We start from the raw sequence: 18,922 nt of genomic DNA, 5'->3' as shown, positions 1-18,922 counted from the left end.
AGAAAATTTCTGCCTGGCCTCAGCCACCCCAGATCTTTTTAACGTAGTGTTTCGTTTCTTTGTAAGGCGGCACACCACCATACCTTTTTACGGCTTCGGGACCAGCGTTGTAGGCCGCCAGTGCCAGTCGCCAGGACTTGAACTCTCGATACTGACGAGACAGGTAGCGTGCTCCACCATCGAGGTTCTGATAGGGGTCTTTCGGGTTTACACCCAAAGAGCGCGCAGTGGTAAGCATCAATTGTGCCAGGCCCAATGCCCCCTTGTGCGATTTAGCGTGCGGGTTCCAATTGCTTTCCTGTTGGACCAACCTCAGGAACAATTCTTCCGGAACATTGTGCCGACGTGCCGCCTCTCGTGCCATGCTCATATATTTACCGCGGTACTTCCCGGTATAACGCTTGTCGAAGGTTCCGTAAGAGCTCGGTGGTTTGAGGCGCGTGGAGTTCTCGTACTGGCTTGCGCCACGGGTATCGAGAAATTTTGCCTGATTGCGAAACATGTCGCGACGGTTCTTGCTCGAGAACATATCCGCATAAACAGGCGCTGACGTCAGCCCCATCGATACAACCACAATCCCAAGGCCCAGCCTGCGCATCAATCAGCCCTACTCGTTTACCCTCGCGGCAGACTATACAAAAACTGCACCGAATTGAAAGACACGGCTTTTGCCTTCGTGATCATGCGCAAAAATCTGCGGCCATCGGGTCATGATCATATGGCCGATCCACCTTGTGGGCCGTATAAGTTCAAGTGATCAGACCGAAACAGATTCGGTTCACTTGAAAAAAACAACGCGGGGAATTCTATGGTAAGCTCAGTCAACAAAGTCATTCTTATCGGTAATCTGGGCCGCGACCCCGAGGTGCGCTCGTTTCAGAACGGCGGAAAGGTTTGCAACCTGCGCATTGCGACCTCGGAAAACTGGAAGGATCGCAACACAGGTGAGCGCCGTGAAAGAACCGAATGGCATTCGGTTGCGATCTTCAACGAGGGCCTGGTGCGCGTGGCAGAGCAATATCTGCGCAAAGGTTCAAAGGTCTATGTCGAAGGTCAGTTGCAAACCCGCAAATGGCAGGATCAGTCTGGGCAGGATCGCTACTCAACCGAGGTCGTCCTGCAAGGTTTCGGATCAACGCTAACCATGCTGGACGGGCGCGGCGAAGGCGGCGGTGGCGGCTTTGGCGGTGGTGGTCAAGCAGGTGGTGGATACAGCGACGGTGGCTATGACAGCGGTCCGGCAAGTGGTGACCCCTACGGCGGAGCTCCCCAGGGTGGTGGTGGTCGCGGCCCAGCTTCGGGTGGCATCGACGACGATGAAATCCCGTTCTGAACACTGAACAGACGAAAGTCACAAACCGACAAACACCGTCGATCTCGATTGAAAGAAACGTATCGAGATCGACGTTAAACAACACGGCTGCGTTGCCCGCTGGGGTGCTTTGAAGTGATCGAAAACTAGGATTTCCTGACGAGAAACTCTAGGCATTGGGGCAAATCCAAATGACAAAAAAGACATCTGGTTCGACTAACTCCAATGGCGCTCTGCAAGCTTCAGGACAAATATCTGTCGCAAGACCCGCAAAGCCAGAAGGACAGCCCAGCATCTTTCTTGCCGTGCCCTCATACAAAGACAGTTTCTGCGGTGACTTCGTCGCCAGTTTGATGGGATTGACAACCTGGGCCCAGAAAACGGGCACACGGCTGAAACTGCAAATGTTCAACTACGCAGACATCTCGGCTACCCGAAATATTCTGCTTTCAATGTTTTACTATGAACAAACTGACTTTACGCATCTGCTGTTCATTGATGATGACATGGGATTTGACACCAAACTATTGGTGGATAGCTTGGCCTTAGATCAGGATGTTGTTGGTGCGTTCTATCCCAAGAGAAGCGTTGATCTTCGGGGACTGCATTCCAGCGCAGATAGGGACTTTGACACAGCTTACGCAAATTCCACTGGGTTTGTAGGTCAGAAATCCAAGGTTTCGTTCAAGAAAGGGCGATTTGTGACGGCCGACTACGTCGGGACCGGCTTTATGCTGCTCCGTCGATCGGGAATAGACAACTTGATCAAGAAAATGCCCGGTGTCGTTCAAGAAAAGCGCTATGATGGCGTTCTTGGGGAACAGAGATTGCCTAAGTATCTAATCGCCTTTGACCGGACGCTGGTGAACGGCCGAGAGTACTCAGAGGACTACGCCTTTTGCCTCAGGCATCGAAAGGCAGGAGGCAAAGTTTGGGCCGCCGAAGACGCAAGTCTGACCCATGTTGGACAGATCAAGGTCAATTCACGATTTGACAAGTTGTAAGTCGCACCAATTCGGTAACACGTCACAGCGCAGGCTCTTGTTGTTGCCTCGCGAGGTTAGTTCCGTCACACAGACAAGGCGTCTTGCATCAAGTCGGTAACTTGCGATCTTGTTACCTCGTCAGTCACGAAAGCCGCCCCTATTCCCCGCGCAAGGATGAAACGCAGCTGGCCATCGACGACCTTCTTGTCTTGCCCCATAAGTTCTACCAGCGCCTGCGCATCCGGTAGATCCCCCGGAACATCAGACAGGTCCGTTTTCATGCCCATTGCCCGGAGGTGGGCACGTACACGGCTGGGATCTTCTTGAGAACACAGACCCAATCGAGACGACATTTCGAAGGCAAGTGCGCAACCGATCGCCACCCCTTCGCCGTGCAGAAGGCGATTGGAATATCCGGTTGCAGCTTCAAGCGCGTGGCAGAACGTATGTCCAAGGTTCAATAAGGCCCGGTCGCCCTGCTCTGTCTCGTCCCGCGAGACGATGTCGGCCTTCATTTGAACCGAACGTGTAACCGCATGCACCCGCGCCGCCATATCCCCGGCTGCAAGGTCAGGGCCATGCTGTTCCAGCCAGTCAAAGAACTCTGCGTCCCCCAACAGCCCGTATTTAACCACCTCTCCATATCCCGATAGGAAGTCACGTTGCGGCAACGCCGCCAGCACCGCCGTATCAGCCAACACCAGCGAAGGTTGATGAAACGCCCCAATCAGGTTTTTACCTACGGGAGAGTTGATGCCGGTCTTGCCCCCGACCGAACTATCGACTTGTGCCAAAAGAGAGGTCGGAATTTGCACGAATCGAACACCACGCCGCAGAACTGCTGCCGCAAACCCCGCCAAATCCCCAATGACACCACCGCCAAAGGCAACAACAACGTCATTGCGTTCGATTTTCTGCTCTAGCAACCATTCAACGGCACGGGTGAACTGGGGCCAGCCCTTCGTGCTTTCACCAGCAGGCAGCGCCAGCGACACCATATTGATCCCAGCCTCGGACAATCCCTCGCGCAGCGCATCCAGATGCAGTCCCGCAACGGTTTCATCCGTCAATACCGCAACACGTGGCCGTGAAAGCAATGGCGCAATCCGTACACCAGCCTGATCGATCAGGCCGGGTCCAATTTCCACATCATAGGATCGTTCGCCCAGATCCACATGTACCGTTTGCTGCATCAGCGTGTCTTTCACAGTTATTCAACGACATCGGGGCGTGTTTTCAGCACCTCGATCACTCGCCCCACCATCTCGTCAATGGATGCTTCTCCGTCCGACTGGACCGTCAAATCAGCCTGTGCATAGAGCGGCACGCGCGCCTCATACAATGCGCGCAACGTCGCACGTGGATCGGATGTTCGCAAAAGCGGGCGCGTATCCTTATGGCGCACACGATTCCATAAGACATCCAGATCCGCCTTAAGCCACACCGACACGCCTTTGTCTGAAATCATGGCCCGGTTGTCGTGCGACAGGAACGCGCCACCACCGGTGGACAACACACCGCGTTCTTCATCTAGCAACCGCCCGATTACTTGCGATTCCTTATCGCGAAAAAAGGCCTCTCCGTCGCGTTCGAAAATCTCAGGGATAGACATGTTCGCCGCTGATTCTATCTCAGCATCGCTATCAAGAAACGGAACCCCCAGTCGCGCGGCCAAAGCACGTCCAACAGCGGTCTTTCCTGCCCCCATCATTCCCACCATGACTATGGTTTTCCTGACTTTCAGACCGCTACCCATGTGGCTATGCGCCGTGTTATGCTCAATTTCGCTCATTCCTCAGTGAATGACGTGATCTTGGCAAAAAGGCCAGTTATAACTTGGGCAAAAGAACAATTTGAGGCTTCGGGACGTCATGGGTCGCTTGATCAAATTTCTGGTGTATCTTTTGTGTCTGTGTGTGATCGGACTGGTTGGATACGCATATGTAGGACCTTTCTTCGGGGTAGACTTTTCAGCCCCGCAGTCAGAGGTAACACAACCGGTGATATTGAATGCGGATTAGCGTTTGCCTTTTTCTTTTTTGCGTTCCGGCCGCTGTTCTGGCCCAGCAACCGCTTTCTGCCATTGATTGGCTGAACAAGGCACCTGACGTTTCCTTGCCAGGAACTGTTTTGTTGGAGCCACCCGTTACCAAAACCGGTCTTCGCCCCGAAATCGAAGCCGTTCCTCTTGATGCGCTAACGCCTCCTTTGGGTTTGGTCGCATCGAACGTTACCGGTTTGCCCGTCGATCTTTGGAAGGGCAGCGACCCCGAGCGCCTTGTCCAGCTGATTGAACGGATCAACGTTCGCGGCAGCCCGGCGATGCAAACACTTCTGTTTACCTTGTTGCTTTCTGAATCTCGCGCCCCTCAGGGGGCGCAGGCCAGCGAGGCCATGTTGCTTGCGCGTTTGGACCGATTGATGCAGCTTGGGGCTGTTGATCCGACCCAGGCACTTGTTCAGCTTGCGGGGCCGACCGACAGCAGGGATCGCTTTCAGCGCTGGTTTGACGCGACACTGTTGACCGGAGATGAGGATCGCGCCTGTAGTGCACTGACTGCCGCCCCCTATTTGTCAGACAGTTACTCCGCCCAGATTTTCTGCAAGGCGCGTTTGGGTGACTGGCAATCTGCGGCCCTTACACTTGAAACCACTCACGCCCTTGAACTGTTGCCGCCGGATGAACTGGCCGTTCTGGATCGGTTCCTAAGCCCTGACATCTTTGAGGGGGCACCAGCCCTGCCCCAGCCGCAGCGCCCTGATCCGCTTACGTTTCGGCTTTTTGAAACCATCGGAGAGCGCCTGCCCACTTCATCCTTGCCACGGGCATTTGCTACTGCTGATCTGCGCGACATCGTCGGCTGGAAAGCCCAGCTCGAAGCCGCTGAGCGCCTGACACGCATCGGCGCGCTAACCCCTAACCACCTTCTTGGTCTCTATACGGACCGGCAACCGGCTGCGTCTGGTGGGATTTGGGACCGGGTGAGAGCCGTCCAGCGCTTTGAAACTGCTCTGAACACAGGGAACGAAAAAGCGATCGGCAAGGCGTTGACCACGGTTTGGGCGGCAATGCGAGAGGCGCGGCTAGAAGTTGCCTTTGCCGAATTGTTTTCCGATCAATTGGCTGCTCATAGCTTTGCTGATCCACAGATTGCAGGACTGGCCTGGCGCATCCGCTTGTTGGCCGGAGCCTATGAAACCGCCTCAAAAAGGCCTCCCGACAATTCCAGCAGACACACTTTTCTTGCGGCTTTGGCACAAGGCGATCCGGGGCGTGCAATTGCACCTGATGCGCAAACTCAGGCAATAGCGGATGGATTTGCTGATGACGCCCCTGCTCCGACAGAAGTGCAAACCTTGATCGACAACGGCCAGCTAGGCGAGGCAATTTTGCAAACAATGCATCTGTTCGTTCAAGGCGCGCGTGGCAATGAGGCGGATTTGACCTCTGCTTTGGCGGCCTTCCGTTCAGTCGGATTGGAAGACACTTCGCGGCGCGCTGCACTGCAACTCATGTTACTTGGGCGGGGCTAGTACCATGCAGGCCCCGTCGACATCCAATCAATGGATCTCAACCTTTCTGGAAGCACAAGCAGCAGAATTGGGCGCTGCGACCAACACGCAATTGGCTTATGGTCGTGATCTCAAGGATTTCGCTGGCTGGATAGAAAACAAAAACGCCGATTTTGCGTCCGTTGATCGAAACCTGGTCGAGGCCTACTTGATAGACTGTGACGCACAGGGGTTGGCCAAATCGACCCGAGCTCGTCGACTGTCTGCCATCAAACAGATATTTCGCTTTGCCTTTGAGGAAGGATGGCGGGCTGACAATCCCGCCATTCAAATCAGAGGGCCAGGACGAGAAAAACGCCTGCCCAAAACCCTGGAAGTGGTTGAGGTCGACAAGTTGGTGAACTCAGCCCGCAACTCAGGACGAAACCTGCACGACAGGCTACGAAACATTTGTTTGATGGAACTTCTGTATGCAACGGGCATGCGGGTAACTGAATTGGTCTCGTTGCCGGTGTCCTCGGCCCGCGGTGATCCCCGAATGTTGTTGATCATGGGCAAAGGTGACAAAGAACGCCTGGTACCGCTGTCTCCACCCGCGCGGGATGCATTGGGGGTTTGGTTGGCCGCGCGCGATGAAGCCGAGCAAAAGACACTCAGCAAGGGCGGAGCACGCTCGCGATTCCTGTTCCCCTCTCGTGGTAAATTAGGACATCTTACGCGGCATCGGTTTTACCTTCTGATCAAGGAATTTGCCGTTCAAGGCGGGGTATCTCCTGACAAGGTCACGCCCCATACGTTGCGACACGCATTCGCCACTCATCTGCTTGCAAACGGCGCAGATCTCCGTTCGATCCAAACGTTGCTGGGACACGCGGACGTCGCCACGACCGAAATTTACACCCATGTCTTGGACGAACGGTTGGCGGAACTTGTTCTTGAACATCATCCGCTGGCAAAACCGGATGACAAGAACTCTGACGGGTAACCCCTTGATCGGACAGTAAGCGCACCCCATAACGGGATGAGCATCAAGGACACTTCAAGGACCAATGGACCCTACCCCAACCATGATCGACGGCGCATTTTGGCTGAGCTGTGGCGCTATTATCTTACTACTCGTGCTGTCTGGCTTCTTTTCGGGGTCTGAAACAGCGTTGACCGCTTCGTCTCGTGGCAAACTGCGAGCGCAAGCAGACAAGGGATCGCGCGGGGCACAAACGGCACTTGATATCACCGAAGACAACGAACGTCTTATCGGATCGGTGTTGTTGGGCAACAACCTTGTGAACATCCTCGCCGCGTCTCTAGCGACTGCGCTTTTTACGCGTCTGTTTGGTGAAAGCGGTGTGGCGCTGGCAACTTTGGTCATGACGTTGCTCGTTCTGGTCTTTGCCGAAGTGCTTCCCAAAACCTATGCGATCATCAACGCGGAAAAGGCCGCCGCAGCCGTAGCCCCGGTGATCAGCGTCCTAGTGACACTGTTCTCCCCCATCGTTGGGGCGGTGCGTCTGCTGGTGCGCGGTGTCCTGGCCCTATTTGGCGTTAAGGTTGATCCAGACAGTCAGATGCTGGCTGTAAGAGAAGAGATCGCCGGCGCTCTGCAACTGGGTCATTCCGAAGGTATCGTCGAAAAAGAGGACCGAGACCGCATTCTGGGCGCGCTTGACCTGAGCGATCGCACCGTCGAGGAAATCATGCTGCACCGTTCGAAGATTGAGATGATCGACGCTGAGGCGGCACCCGAAGTCATTCTTCAACAATGCCTGGAAAGTCCGCACACCCGCCTGCCCGTGTATCGAAATGAACCAGAGAACATCATTGGGCTTGTTCATGCCAAGGACCTATTCCGTTCGATGTATGCCCAAGTTGGCGGTGCCGAGGGTGCCGCTGGTCGGCTGAAAGACTTTGATGTCTCCCAAGTGGCCAACCCGCCTTACTTTGTGCCGGAAACCACGCCACTGGACGATCAGATGCGAGAGTTTCTGAGGATCCGAAGCCACTTTGCACTGGTCGTTGATGAATACGGCTCGCTTCAGGGACTGATCACACTCGAAGATATTCTCGAAGAGATCGTGGGGGAAATTGCTGACGAATTCGACATCGCCGAAGAAGATCAAATCGAAAAAGCACCCGACGGTCAGTACCTGGTCGAAGGCGCCATGACGATCCGTGACCTGAATCGGGCCACTGATTGGACACTGCCAGACGAAGAGGCCAATACCGTTGCCGGTCTTGTCATACACGAGGCCCAGATGATCCCAACCGTGGGACAGGTGTTTTCGTTCCACGGTTTCCGGTTTGAGGTAACTGAGCGCGAAGGCAACCGTATCACTGGCCTCAAGATCCGACCTCTTTAGCTTGTGAGGCCCTAGTGGGGTTTACCATGCGTCTCGCACCAGGCGCGGACTGCCTTCATCCTGTAGCGCGATACGGGGATCGTGCAGCCCGATTGCGTTTGAATGGTGCCGCCTCGCAACTCATTCACCTCACTCGTTGAAACCCAAAAGGACCGGTGAGTTTGAATGCCGTCATCGGATGTGACTTGCATCAGAAGGTCGTTCATCCGTGCCCGCAATCGCAGAGTGCCCATGGTTGTCGTGACTACAAGATAGTGTTCTTCATTTCTGACACACCGCACAGAGTCCAACGGAAAGCTTCGCCCGGCTATGCGGACGAACTGTGATGCCGGTTGCCCCCCGCTGGTTGCGGCAGAGGTGGTCTTGGTATTTCGGGCCAATGGCAGCAACCATAGAAACGCGACCATTTCCGTAAGATGCGCAACAGCGATGTTTCTTAAAACGCCAACCCAGTTCAAAGATCCGCTTCGCGCAAGAACAACTGAGCCCAGCAATTCAGGAAGAAACGCCATCAGGATGGTGATCCCTGCAACCAGCGGTCCTGAAACCGAAACCAACGGTATGGGCACCGAAGAAACGCGCTGCCAAAGCCCTAGTGCCAGCCTACTCCATGGTAAGATCAACAGCAGATACAACAAGATGCCAATCGACCAATAGAACAGCCGTGAATAGACGTCAGGTAGTGTAGGAAAAAGAAACGGGTGCCCGGAAGTCATGACTACGAGCATTATCGCGCACAAAAACAGTACGTTGGGACTAAAGGTAAAGCTGCGCAATTCACGGAACGTGAAATACTCAATCTTTCCATTCGTGAGCAAAACGCGATATTCGCGATAATCATCTTTCTTCATTTCGGCTCTCAGGGTGCAATTGCATCACCCCAGAGCAAGTTTGTTTTCGTAGCATTAGACACACGACCCTCTGGGACGGTCAGACGTGGTACTAGTGTGTTCTCGTCCCCCTCTTCAATGGGACTCTGACCAAAGAATTCCCACCCACTACCGATTGGGTGGGAAGTCGGCCCCGGGCGCACCACAAATGCCCCCGGGGCCGGTTCGTTCCCCAACCTGACGTCTTGCGACCCAACGAGTTCCTGTAGCGACATATTCTGTCGGATTCGAGTTGGAGAAACTGCGCCGTTCGCGAAACGGTAACCCCAAACGAAGGAGGCATTTCATGAAAACCACTACCCGTGTGGCCGTTATTGGGGGCGGCGTCGTTGGCTGTTCCGTGCTTTATCACCTGACCAAGCTGGGCTGGTCTGACGTGATGCTGCTGGAACGGTCAGAGCTGACGTCGGGGTCCACCTGGCACGCGGCTGGTGGCTTTCACACGCTAAACGGCGACACAAACATGGCGGCGCTACAGGGGTACACCATTCGGCTCTATAAGGAGCTGGAAGAGATCACCGGTATGTCCTGTGGGTTGCACCATGTTGGAGGCGTAACGCTGGCAGACAACCAGGACCGGTTCGACATGCTGCTGGCCGAGCGCGCCAAGCATCGGTTCATGGGGCTAGAGACAGAAATTGTCGGCCCGGAAGAGATCAAGAAGATCGCCCCCGTCACCAACACCGACGGCATTATCGGCGCGTTGTATGATCCGCTTGATGGGCATTTGGACCCCTCGGGTACAACGCATGCCTATGCCAAAGCGGCCCGCATGGGCGGCGCCACGATTGAGACGCACTGCATGGTCAAGGAAACCAACCAGCGTGCAGACGGCACCTGGGACGTGGTCACCGACAAGGGCACCATCCACGCCGAGCATATCGTCAACGCGGGTGGTCTGTGGGCGCGCGAGGTTGGGGCCATGGCGGGCATCTACTTCCCGCTGCACCCGATGGAACACCAGTATCTGGTGACCGACAACATCCCCGAGATCGAGGCGATCATCGACGCGGGCGGCGAACATCCGCATGTGATGGACCCGGCCGGTGAAAGCTATTTACGGCAAGAGGGTCGCGGGCTGTGCATCGGCTTCTACGAGCAACCCTGCAAACCCTGGGCCGTCGATGGCACGCCGTGGAATTTCGGGCACGAATTGCTGCCCGATGACTTTGACAAGATTACCGATAGCATCGAATTCGCCTATCAACGGTTCCCTGTGCTGGCCGAGGCTGGCGTGAAGTCCGTGATCCACGGGCCGTTCACCTTTGCCCCGGACGGCAACCCGCTGGTCGGCCCCGTGCCCGGTGTACAAAACTATTGGTCCGCCTGTGGCGTCATGGCTGGCTTCAGCCAGGGTGGCGGCGTTGGCTTGACGCTGGCACAATGGATGATCGAGGGTGAACCGGAGCGCGATGTTTTTGCCATGGATGTCGCCCGCTTTGGCGACTGGATCAGCCCCGGCTACACCCGCCCCAAAGTGATCGAGAACTACCAAAAACGGTTCTCCGTCGCCTACCCCAACGAGGAACTGCCCGCCGCACGACCCAACCGCACCACGCCAATGTATGACTTATTCACCGATCTGGGCGCGGTCTGGGGTCAGCAATTCGGGCTAGAGGTGCCCAACTATTTTGCCCAAGGCGATGAGCCGACCTTTGAAACGCCGTCCTTCCGCCGCTCCGACGCCTTTGACGCGACCGGGCGCGAGGTACGTGCCGTGCGCGAAGCCGTGGGCATCAACGAGGTGCACAACTTTGGCAAATACCTGATCAAGGGCAAGAACGCGCGTGCGTGGCTGGACAAGATCATGGCAGGCCGCATTCCGCAGCCCGGCCGCCTGTCGTTGACACCGATGCTGTCACCCAAAGGCAAACTGATCGGGGATTTCACCGTGTCCTGTCTGAGCGAGGAAGAATTTCAGCTGACGGCGTCTTACGGCAGCCAAGCCTTCCACATGCGGTGGTTTCTGCAACACAAGGAACACGCCGTAACCATAGAAAATATCAGTGATAAACGGAACGGATTCCAGATCGCAGGCCCCAAGGCGTTGGAGGTTTTGCGGGCTTGTACCCGGGATGATGTCGCCTCGATGCGGTTCATGGATGTGGCCAAAGTCACGGTTGGCATGACCGACTGCATCGTGCAGCGGGTGAGCTATACCGGCGATCTTGGGTATGAGATTTATTGCGATCTTCTGTCCCAACGGCAGCTTTGGTGGACACTGTGGGAGGCAGGTCAACCGCATGGCATCACACCATTTGGCATGCGCGCGATGATGTCCTTGCGCCTAGACAAGTTCTTTGGTTCGTGGATGGCCGAGTTCTCGCCCGACTACACTGCCGCCGAGACCGGGCTGGACCGCTTCATCAGCTTCAAGAAAAACGTCGACTTCATCGGCCGCGCCGCTGCCGAGGCGGATCGCGCAAATGGCACCGACCGCAAGCTTGTAGCCTTTGAAGTGGACGCGGATGATGCTGATGTGAATGCATACGAGCCTATCTGGCTTGACGGCACTGTCGTGGGCTTCTGCACCTCGGGCGGCTACTCACATCATGCACAAAAATCGATTGCGCAGGGGTTCCTTCCCTCGGATCGCGTAGCGGACGGGCTGGAGGTCGAGATCGAAATCCTGGGCCATATGCGCAAGGCCCGCGTGGTAACCGAGCCGCTATTTGATGCGGACGGCGCGCGGATGCGCGGATGACAAGCGGCTCGTCCCGCGCCATTGTGGCGGGATGAGCACTGTACCCATCATCCTTTTGGCGGCTGGCCAATCCCGCCGGATGCGCGGCACCGACAAACTGTTGCAGCAGGTGGACGGCATACCCCTGTTGCGCCGTTCTGCCCAAATTGCGCTTGGCGCCGGGCCGGTGATTGTGGCTCTTCCTCCCGAACCCCACGACCGATACGCAGCTCTCGGCGATTTACCGGTGCAAAAAGTGCCAGTGCCCGAAGCATCCGAAGGGATGAACGCCAGCTTGCGCACTGCAATGCTTCATCTATCAGACGATGCGACAGGTGTTGTTGTCTTGCTCGCTGACTTACCTGACTTGACCACAGAGGACATAAGGAAAGTCTCTCAATCAATTGTAAACGAAGAAAAAACAACAATATCTCGTGGCGTGACGGAGGATGGAAAGCCCGGCCATCCGGTTGCATTTCATCCTTCTTTATTTTCAGAGTTACGAGCGCTACATGGGGATGAAGGCGCTCAATCGGTGGTTTTGCGCCACAAAGATCACGTCCAACTGGTCCCCCTTGCCGGAGACCGTGCAAGACTTGATCTGGATACCCCTGAAGCCTGGGCAAAGTGGCGCGCCAAACGCGGCTGATGACACACAAGAACAGGGCGCTAAGCGCCCTGTCCTCTCACTCGCGTCCCCCTACCTACGCGAGCGGCTGCCGTCCCGGATCTCCCGGGACGCGCCCCCAAGTTACCGCGTTAACAGATGGGCCTCGTGCTTTTTCAACGAACGGCGCGCCGCGGCATAGGCATGCAAGCCCTCATGCTCCTTGAGCTCTGGGAAGAGTTCAAAGATCTCGTTGCGCTGTGCGTTGCCCAGACCTGCGAGCGTATGATCCCCCGGCTGGAAGCTCTCGGTCCAGGTTCCGTCCGACAGCACGACTTCGTGCTGGTCGAACATAAAGTGGATGTATGTCACGGACGAGACATCCACCACGTCCACCCCTTCGATCCCGGTCAGGTATTTGGCCGCAACCAGTACTTCGCGGTCTTCAAAGTAGAGAGCGGTTTTGTCGTTGGCGACCAGAACTCGGTGGTTCGGGCTGACCATCATATCCCGCTCAGGCAGACCGCCACCCAAGGCACCTTCGCGGATCATGATCGGGTTCAGGTACTCGGCACGGGTCAACTCCTGACCTGACATAGTCTTTGTGCCCACCCACTTGATTTCCTGAATGCCGTTGTCGCGCGTGATGATGCGATCACCAGCCTCCAGATCCTCGACCCGCCGCTCGCCTTTGGGCGTAGCAATCAGTGTACCCGGTGTGAAGCAAGGCACGATGACCTGTTCGATCTCGCTGAATTCCGATGTTCCAGTCTCGTCGCCGTCGGCGTTGAAGAACCGGATCGTACCCGCTTCGGCATTTGACGGATCAAACTCGACCTCCAGAGAGCCGCCGGGGTTCACTGCTTCGGCAGCTCCGGTCAGATCAAGGATGTCGTTGTCCAGATCGTCGGCATCTTCGCCACCGATGATGACCTCACCTTGACCGATACGGACAAAGGTGTCGTCGCCGAATTGACCGGACAGAATATCTCCACCGTCATCAGGAACATCGTTGCCGCCCGAAATCGTATCGTCGCCGTCACCGCCAACCACGATATCGCGACCTTCGCCGCCGTCCAGCGAGTCGTCACCTTCACCGCCGTCAATGGCGTCGTTGCCACCATTGCCTAGGATCGTGTCTTCCCCAGTGCCACCAAAAATGACATCGGTATCGAGCTCACCGCGAACACTGTCATCGCCGTCACCAGCAAGGATAATATCCTGCTCATCCACCAGCGGTGGGATGGCGTCATCACCATCCACCAGATCACCCTCTGGGTCCCCGGTATAAGCAAGATCAATGACATCGTCGCCGGCAGTTCCTTCGACGACCCCGTCGACCCCAAGCGGAGTTACCCCGCCACCAGGGCCAGCGGTAGGCGTCGCCGACGGAGATCCGATGACCAGAGCACGTTCGATTTCCGAGAACTCTGCCGTTCCAGCGACCGTCAGATCGTCATTGTAGTACGTGACAGTTCCCGATTCACCTGTCGGATCAGATTCGTCGTAATCGATAACCGCGAGACCGCTCGCGATGAGGATGTCGAAGTCATCGCCACCTTCACCACCTTCGATGGTGTCACCAATTCCGGCACCGATCGTGTCGCGGTCATCTCCGCCAAAGACCAGGTCGGCGTCGGCTCCGCCCAAGAGAACATCATTGCCGTACTCGCCATAAAGCGTATCTTCGCCTTCACCGCCCCGAATGGTATCGTCACCGGGTTCAAGAAGCAGCGCAGCTTGAATGTCGGCAGGCGTCTCCATGCTGAAGTCGCTGTCACCATAGATGACGTCGTTGCCCGCGTCTCCGTTCAGCTCGTCGCCGGCAAGACCGCCATAGAGCGTATCGTCACCTTCGCCGCCGTCGATGGTGTCAGCGCCAGAACCGCCCGCCAACGCGTCGTTTCCGCCGCCACCGTCAATGACATCTGGCGTACGGCCTACAGAGGCCACACCGGTAAACGCCGGGTCATATCCGAGCACGGTGTCGTTACCCTCTCCGGTGGAGATGGTGTCAGCACCATCACCGGCCAGGACCGAATCGTCACCGGCGTCGACAACAATCAAGTCATCGCCAGCGCCAGCATCAATGAAGTTGTCGCCAAGGCCACCATGCAACGTATCGCTACCGTCGCCACCAACAAGCGTGTCAGCACTCAGGCCGCCGATCAGCGAGTCGTCACCTTCGCCACCGTAGAGTTTGTCGCTGCCTTCGCCACCGTCGATGGTGTCGTTGCCCTCGCCGCCGTCGACATCGTCGAAGCCGAGTCCCGCAACGATGGAGTCGTTGCCTTCGCGGCCTTTAACAATGTCGTCGCCCGCACCCGAGAACACAGTGTCATCACCGGCGCCCGCATCGACCGCGTCACGTTGGTCACCACGCGGTGTTCCGCCCAGGTCTTCGAAGAATTCCGAAGGCGTCAAGCTGGCGATCGGTTCATCCAGGAAATTTTCGAGGCTGTCGAAATTGTCGATCCGATCCCCTTCGGGGTCGCCCTCGTATGAGGCGTCGATCAGATCTGCACCGTCTCCACCTTCGACCACACCGTCCAACAGTGGGTTACGGATTTCCACGTTTTCGATGTTGATGAATGTGGTGGTTACCCCGGTGCGCTCATCTGCGTCATCCAGGTAATAAACCACGCCGTTCTCATCGTTCTCGGGATCAAACTCGACCTCGGCATTCCCAAAGACAACCAGCGTATCGTAGTCATCGCCGCCTTCGTTGCCGTCAACAAACTGATCGTCCTGACCCACAACAATGATCGTGTCACGGTCATCGCCACCAAAGGCTTCGTCGTTGCCTGGCCCCGTCGAGATGGTGTCGTTACCCGCACCACCATAGAGCGTATCCGTACCGTCGTTGCCGATGACAGTGTCATCACCTGCGCCACCGTATAGCAGGTCATCACCCGGGTTGCCGGTCAGGTTGTCATTGCCTTCACCACCGCGCAGGGTGTCGTCACCGCGACCCGCGTCAAGAACGTCGTCGCCGTCGCCGCCGAACAACAGATCATCACCGCTGTCGCCTTCGAGCAGGTCATCGCCGTCCTGACCAAGAATGGTGTCATCACCCTCTTCGCCACTGGCCGCATCGTTGCCCGCTCCGGCAAAGACATAGTCGTTGTCCAGACCGGCATCGATCGTGTCGTCGCCATTACCGGCTACGATGATGTCCTGATCACCCACCTGCCCGGGCAGCAGAGCATCGTCATTGTCGACAAAGTCGCCATCCGGATCGCCATCATAGTTGATGTCGATCACGTCATCGCCGCTGGTACCTTCGACAATGCCATCTGGGCTCAACGGGTCGTCGATCAGCACGTTTTCGATTTCTTCGAACGTGATGATGTCGCCGGTTGCACCAACAACAGCCACACCATCCTCGCGATCCTCAGAGGTATAGACCACACCGACCGGACCCAGGCCGCGCAGGTCCAGAGTGTCAAAGTCGTCACCACCCGAGCCACCGTCGACCTGATCAAAGCCCTCGCCACCCAAGAAGGTGTCGCGGTCGTCTCCACCGCTCAGGGTATCGTCACCGTGCCCACCAATGATCACGTCATTGCCGACACCACCCGTGATGCTATCCTCGTCGATCCCGCCGTCCAGCGTGTCGTCTCCCTCATCACCGCTCAGGACGTCGTCGTCGTCCTGCCCCATGATCAGGTCATTGCCTTCTCCACCCGAAAGGGTGTCCATTCCGTTGGTTACTTCGGGATCTGCCGGACGACCGTCCGATCCATCGTCGCGGATGTTCAGCACATCAGGGAAGATCGGATCGAGGCCACCATAAATAGTGTCGTCACCCGCATCGCCCGAAATATCGTCCGAGCCTTCGCTGCCGACGATCAGGTCGGCATCGTCGCCGCCCGAAATCGTATCGTCGTCCAAGCCGCCATCAATTGTATCGGACCCGGCACCGCCCATGATGACGTCAACGTCGTCACCCGTTCTAATGATGTCGTTGCCATCACCGCCATCAACGGTGTCCCGATCATTGAACACGTCAGGATCAGCTGGAACCGCAGGTAGGCCATCATATTCGGGGAATCCGCGGTCTGGCAGATTTGCCCCACCCGGACCACCGGTATCGATTTCATCATCCCCGTCGCCGCCGTCAACGCTGTCGTCGCCGTCACCACCGATCAGAGTATCATCGCCATCCTGACCGATCAGAGTGTCGTTTCCATCGCCACCGGTCAGACTGTCGTCCCCACCTTCCCCGGGATCACCACCTGTTCCGTCATCCGTAGGTACGTCGAAATAGACATCCGTAACGTCGATCTCAGAAGGGTTAGGTCCAGCTTGGCTATGTTCAATCGTCAAGCGCGCAACCGGTCCTGGAATTGTCACCAATACCGAATAGTTCGGGTTGTCAGGGTTTGCGTAACCGCCATCCCCTGTCGCGGTGTCCCCCCCAGTGACGCCGTCTTCGTCTGTTACGGTGACGCCCAGACCGCCGGACACGACCACGTCAATCGGGTTGCCGGCATCGTCATAAGCCTGAACCTGCGCCTGACCATCGCCATCTATGTCATTGATGCGGAAAGATACATTCTGCACAGCATCCGAGAAGGCCAACTGATAAGTGACCGTATTCGCCTGGCCATTGAGTTCGGATTCCATAGCGCTGGTATCCGATGCGTCCGGGCCGTTGGTGTCGATATTGCCGACGAACTGTTCCTGATCCTGGAATGCTGTCTCTACACCGGACGACTGCTGCTCAACAGAGAACGTCACATCCACCGAGCCAGTGTTTTGCGTAAACCCACCGCTCAGGTCATCTTCGTCGTCGATCTGACCGCCATCATCCGGATCTGGGGCCAAGTGCCATTCAAAGGTCTCGCGAGTCGATCCAACGCCTGCTCCTGGGGTAACACCGTCACCAATCAGCAAGTCGTCTCCAGCCTCGCCATTGACGGTGTCATTGCCGCTGCCTGCGTTTACAGTGTCATCGCCTTCGCCCGCATCGATACTGTCATCTCCGGCACCGCCGTCGATCAGATCGTCGTCAGGTCCGTCAAACGGATTGGGCGCATCGCCACCATCAACAACGTCACCCTCGGGGTCACCGTCGTAACCGGTATCGATCACGTCATCGCCCGGCGTTCCCTCGACGATGCCGTCGCCACCACCGCCCACGACAGGCTGGTCAAGGACAGCAACATAGTCGATGCCGCCGTAAAAATGCTGATCAAAGTTGTCTTCGGTCGTCTCGCGCGCGCCTATGGTAAAGGATTGTTCCTCTCCCGTTGTCACATCCAGCGTAATCCCCTCGACAGCATTGGCTGCCATCTCGGTTGTGCCCTGGGTCGTGTTTTCGACCTCAAAGGCGACGCCGTCTTCAGACCAGGAATAAGTGATCTTGATGACATCGCCATTGCCGACAAAGCCGCTTGACGTGCTCAACAGTGTCTCGATTCCACCGGAACGGTGATAAACCTCGGCCGCGCCATCATCGGTTACACGGATTTCAAAGAAGCCGCTGTCGGTTTCGGTGCCCTGACCGCCATCGCTCTCTTCGCCCGAGTCTTCGACGCCACGGCTGACAACGGTTTCAGGGTCGGTTCCTTCGCCATTGTAAAAGCGGAACTCGGTGACAATCGTACCCTCAGTCAGATCGAATGCCGCGTCATCGCCGTCATCCACATCAAAACGTTGGTTGTCGTTATCGTTGGTGAACATCCAACCAGCAGCGAATTGAGGATCGCCCACCGGAGTGCCGTCCTGTGCAATGCCGTCCCCCAGGCCTGTGTCACGTGTTTCCGCAGTCGGGCGGAAATCCCACAATCCAATAACGTTGGCCACATACGGGTTGTCAAAGTTATTCGCCATCACATTCTCCTCTACGGTGCCTACGACACCAAACCGCTTAACCGCGGAAACCTCCAAGTGAACCAAAGGCCGATGACCTGAAATTCACTGGCGACTGCACCAACAGCACCTAGGCACAAATGAGAGAGAAATCCCCGTCCATATATATACGGACGGCAACGCAACCGACACTTGGTCAGTCACGGTGCGTTATCGTCACAAACAGCGTGGCAGCCGCTGCGCGAACACACATCCCCTCACATCCCCTCAGATGCAAATTTCGTGCGGTCGCCCCCGTGACCTTCAGACATCGCCCCCCAGTTGGGCTATCCAATGAATACCGGTGCGCCATAATGCGGTCAAAGTGAAAAAAAATTTAAAAACATCACTCTTGGTGTTTCGAATTCAAATTAACCTAAGGTCAATCAAGCAATCTCTCTACCTTAGGTAGAATATTGTTTCCTGGCTGGCTGCAAAACTTGCAAAAACCCGGTCCCGAAGGCGCCGTATGTCCATTGGTTGAGGAGCCTGCCTACCAATGCCTTATTTTTGTTTCTTCTAGGAAAACAATCAACTGGCATGCACAACCAACGCGACACACACGAAAACGTGCCTTCATTTTGCCCAAGTTTGAGCACTTTTTGGAACCAATCCCGAATATTGAGGGGTGATTTTCAAGCAGCCAGGAACAATCGGCCACAAAATCACTCGAATCAAACTCAATTGAGACAGAAATTGGACTGACCTGATTCAAACG

General features: G+C 56.3%; 12 protein-coding genes. 7 read left to right on the top strand and 5 right to left on the bottom strand.

From position 1 onward, the window contains the following. Positions 1–19 precede the first annotated feature (19 nt). Positions 20–598, bottom strand: a complete 579-nt coding sequence (locus ACZ1HE_RS10395) for a lytic transglycosylase domain-containing protein (protein WP_472620691.1) — start codon at positions 596–598, stop codon at positions 20–22. A gap of 210 nt (positions 599–808) precedes the next feature. Here ACZ1HE_RS10395 and ssb point away from each other — a divergent pair, with 210 nt between their 5' ends. Continuing rightward, the gene (gene ssb / locus ACZ1HE_RS10390) at positions 809–1,333 is read left to right on the top strand and encodes a single-stranded DNA-binding protein (protein ID WP_472620690.1); all 525 of its coding nucleotides are present in this window, start codon (positions 809–811) and stop codon (positions 1,331–1,333) included. Positions 1,334–1,503: 170 nt separating this feature from the next. Next, positions 1,504–2,316 carry a glycosyltransferase family 2 protein gene (locus ACZ1HE_RS10385; RefSeq protein WP_472620689.1) on the top strand — a complete coding sequence of 271 codons (813 nt, stop codon included), beginning with the start codon at positions 1,504–1,506 and terminating at the stop codon, positions 2,314–2,316. 65 nt (positions 2,317–2,381) lie between these two features. Here the strand turns inward: ACZ1HE_RS10385 and aroB are convergent, their stop codons facing one another. Together aroB and ACZ1HE_RS10375 are read right to left on the bottom strand one after the other, a co-directional pair. Next, positions 2,382–3,491 (bottom strand): 3-dehydroquinate synthase, encoded by a 1,110-nt coding sequence (gene aroB / locus ACZ1HE_RS10380; protein WP_472620688.1) that lies wholly within the window; start codon positions 3,489–3,491, stop codon positions 2,382–2,384. A gap of 17 nt (positions 3,492–3,508) precedes the next feature. Continuing rightward, entirely contained in the window at positions 3,509–4,090 is a 582-nt protein-coding gene (locus ACZ1HE_RS10375) for a shikimate kinase (protein WP_472620687.1), read from the bottom strand. 218 nt (positions 4,091–4,308) lie between these two features. On the opposite strand from ACZ1HE_RS10375, the gene ACZ1HE_RS10370 reads away from it, so the two are divergent. The 3 genes from ACZ1HE_RS10370 to ACZ1HE_RS10360 all read left to right on the top strand — a co-directional run bounded on the left by ACZ1HE_RS10370 (position 4,309) and on the right by ACZ1HE_RS10360 (position 8,168). Further along, positions 4,309–5,832 carry a hypothetical protein gene (locus ACZ1HE_RS10370; protein ID WP_472620686.1) on the top strand — a complete coding sequence of 508 codons (1,524 nt, stop codon included), beginning with the start codon at positions 4,309–4,311 and terminating at the stop codon, positions 5,830–5,832. A 4-nt stretch (positions 5,833–5,836) separates the two neighbouring features. Next, on the top strand, positions 5,837–6,796 hold the full coding sequence (locus ACZ1HE_RS10365; RefSeq protein ID WP_472620685.1) for a tyrosine recombinase: 960 nt from the start codon (positions 5,837–5,839) through the stop codon (positions 6,794–6,796). Between the two features lie 64 nt (positions 6,797–6,860). Then, positions 6,861–8,168: an HlyC/CorC family transporter gene (locus tag ACZ1HE_RS10360; RefSeq protein WP_472620684.1), complete on the top strand. Its 1,308-nt coding sequence runs from the start codon at positions 6,861–6,863 to the stop codon at positions 8,166–8,168. A gap of 11 nt (positions 8,169–8,179) precedes the next feature. On the opposite strand, the gene ACZ1HE_RS10355 is transcribed toward ACZ1HE_RS10360, so the two are convergent. Further along, positions 8,180–9,019, bottom strand: a complete 840-nt coding sequence (locus ACZ1HE_RS10355) for a LytTR family DNA-binding domain-containing protein (RefSeq protein ID WP_472620683.1) — start codon at positions 9,017–9,019, stop codon at positions 8,180–8,182. 325 nt (positions 9,020–9,344) lie between these two features. Between ACZ1HE_RS10355 and ACZ1HE_RS10350 the strand changes: the two genes are divergently transcribed. Further along, positions 9,345–11,762: a GcvT family protein gene (locus ACZ1HE_RS10350; protein ID WP_472620682.1), complete on the top strand. Its 2,418-nt coding sequence runs from the start codon at positions 9,345–9,347 to the stop codon at positions 11,760–11,762. Beyond that, complete coding sequence (locus ACZ1HE_RS10345; protein ID WP_472620681.1) at positions 11,734–12,390, top strand: nucleotidyltransferase family protein; 657 nt, start codon at positions 11,734–11,736, stop codon at positions 12,388–12,390. Before ACZ1HE_RS10350 ends, ACZ1HE_RS10345 begins: the two co-directional genes overlap by 29 nt. A 102-nt stretch (positions 12,391–12,492) precedes the next feature. On the opposite strand, the gene ACZ1HE_RS10340 is transcribed toward ACZ1HE_RS10345, so the two are convergent. Beyond that, positions 12,493–18,186 (bottom strand): Hint domain-containing protein, encoded by a 5,694-nt coding sequence (locus ACZ1HE_RS10340; protein ID WP_472620680.1) that lies wholly within the window; start codon positions 18,184–18,186, stop codon positions 12,493–12,495. Between the last annotated feature and the right edge of the window lie 736 nt (positions 18,187–18,922).

Source organism: Falsiruegeria sp. JB4-1 (assembly GCF_055693495.1).
Note: the sequence above shows the minus strand (reverse complement) of the source record. Positions and strands in the feature narration are given on the sequence as shown.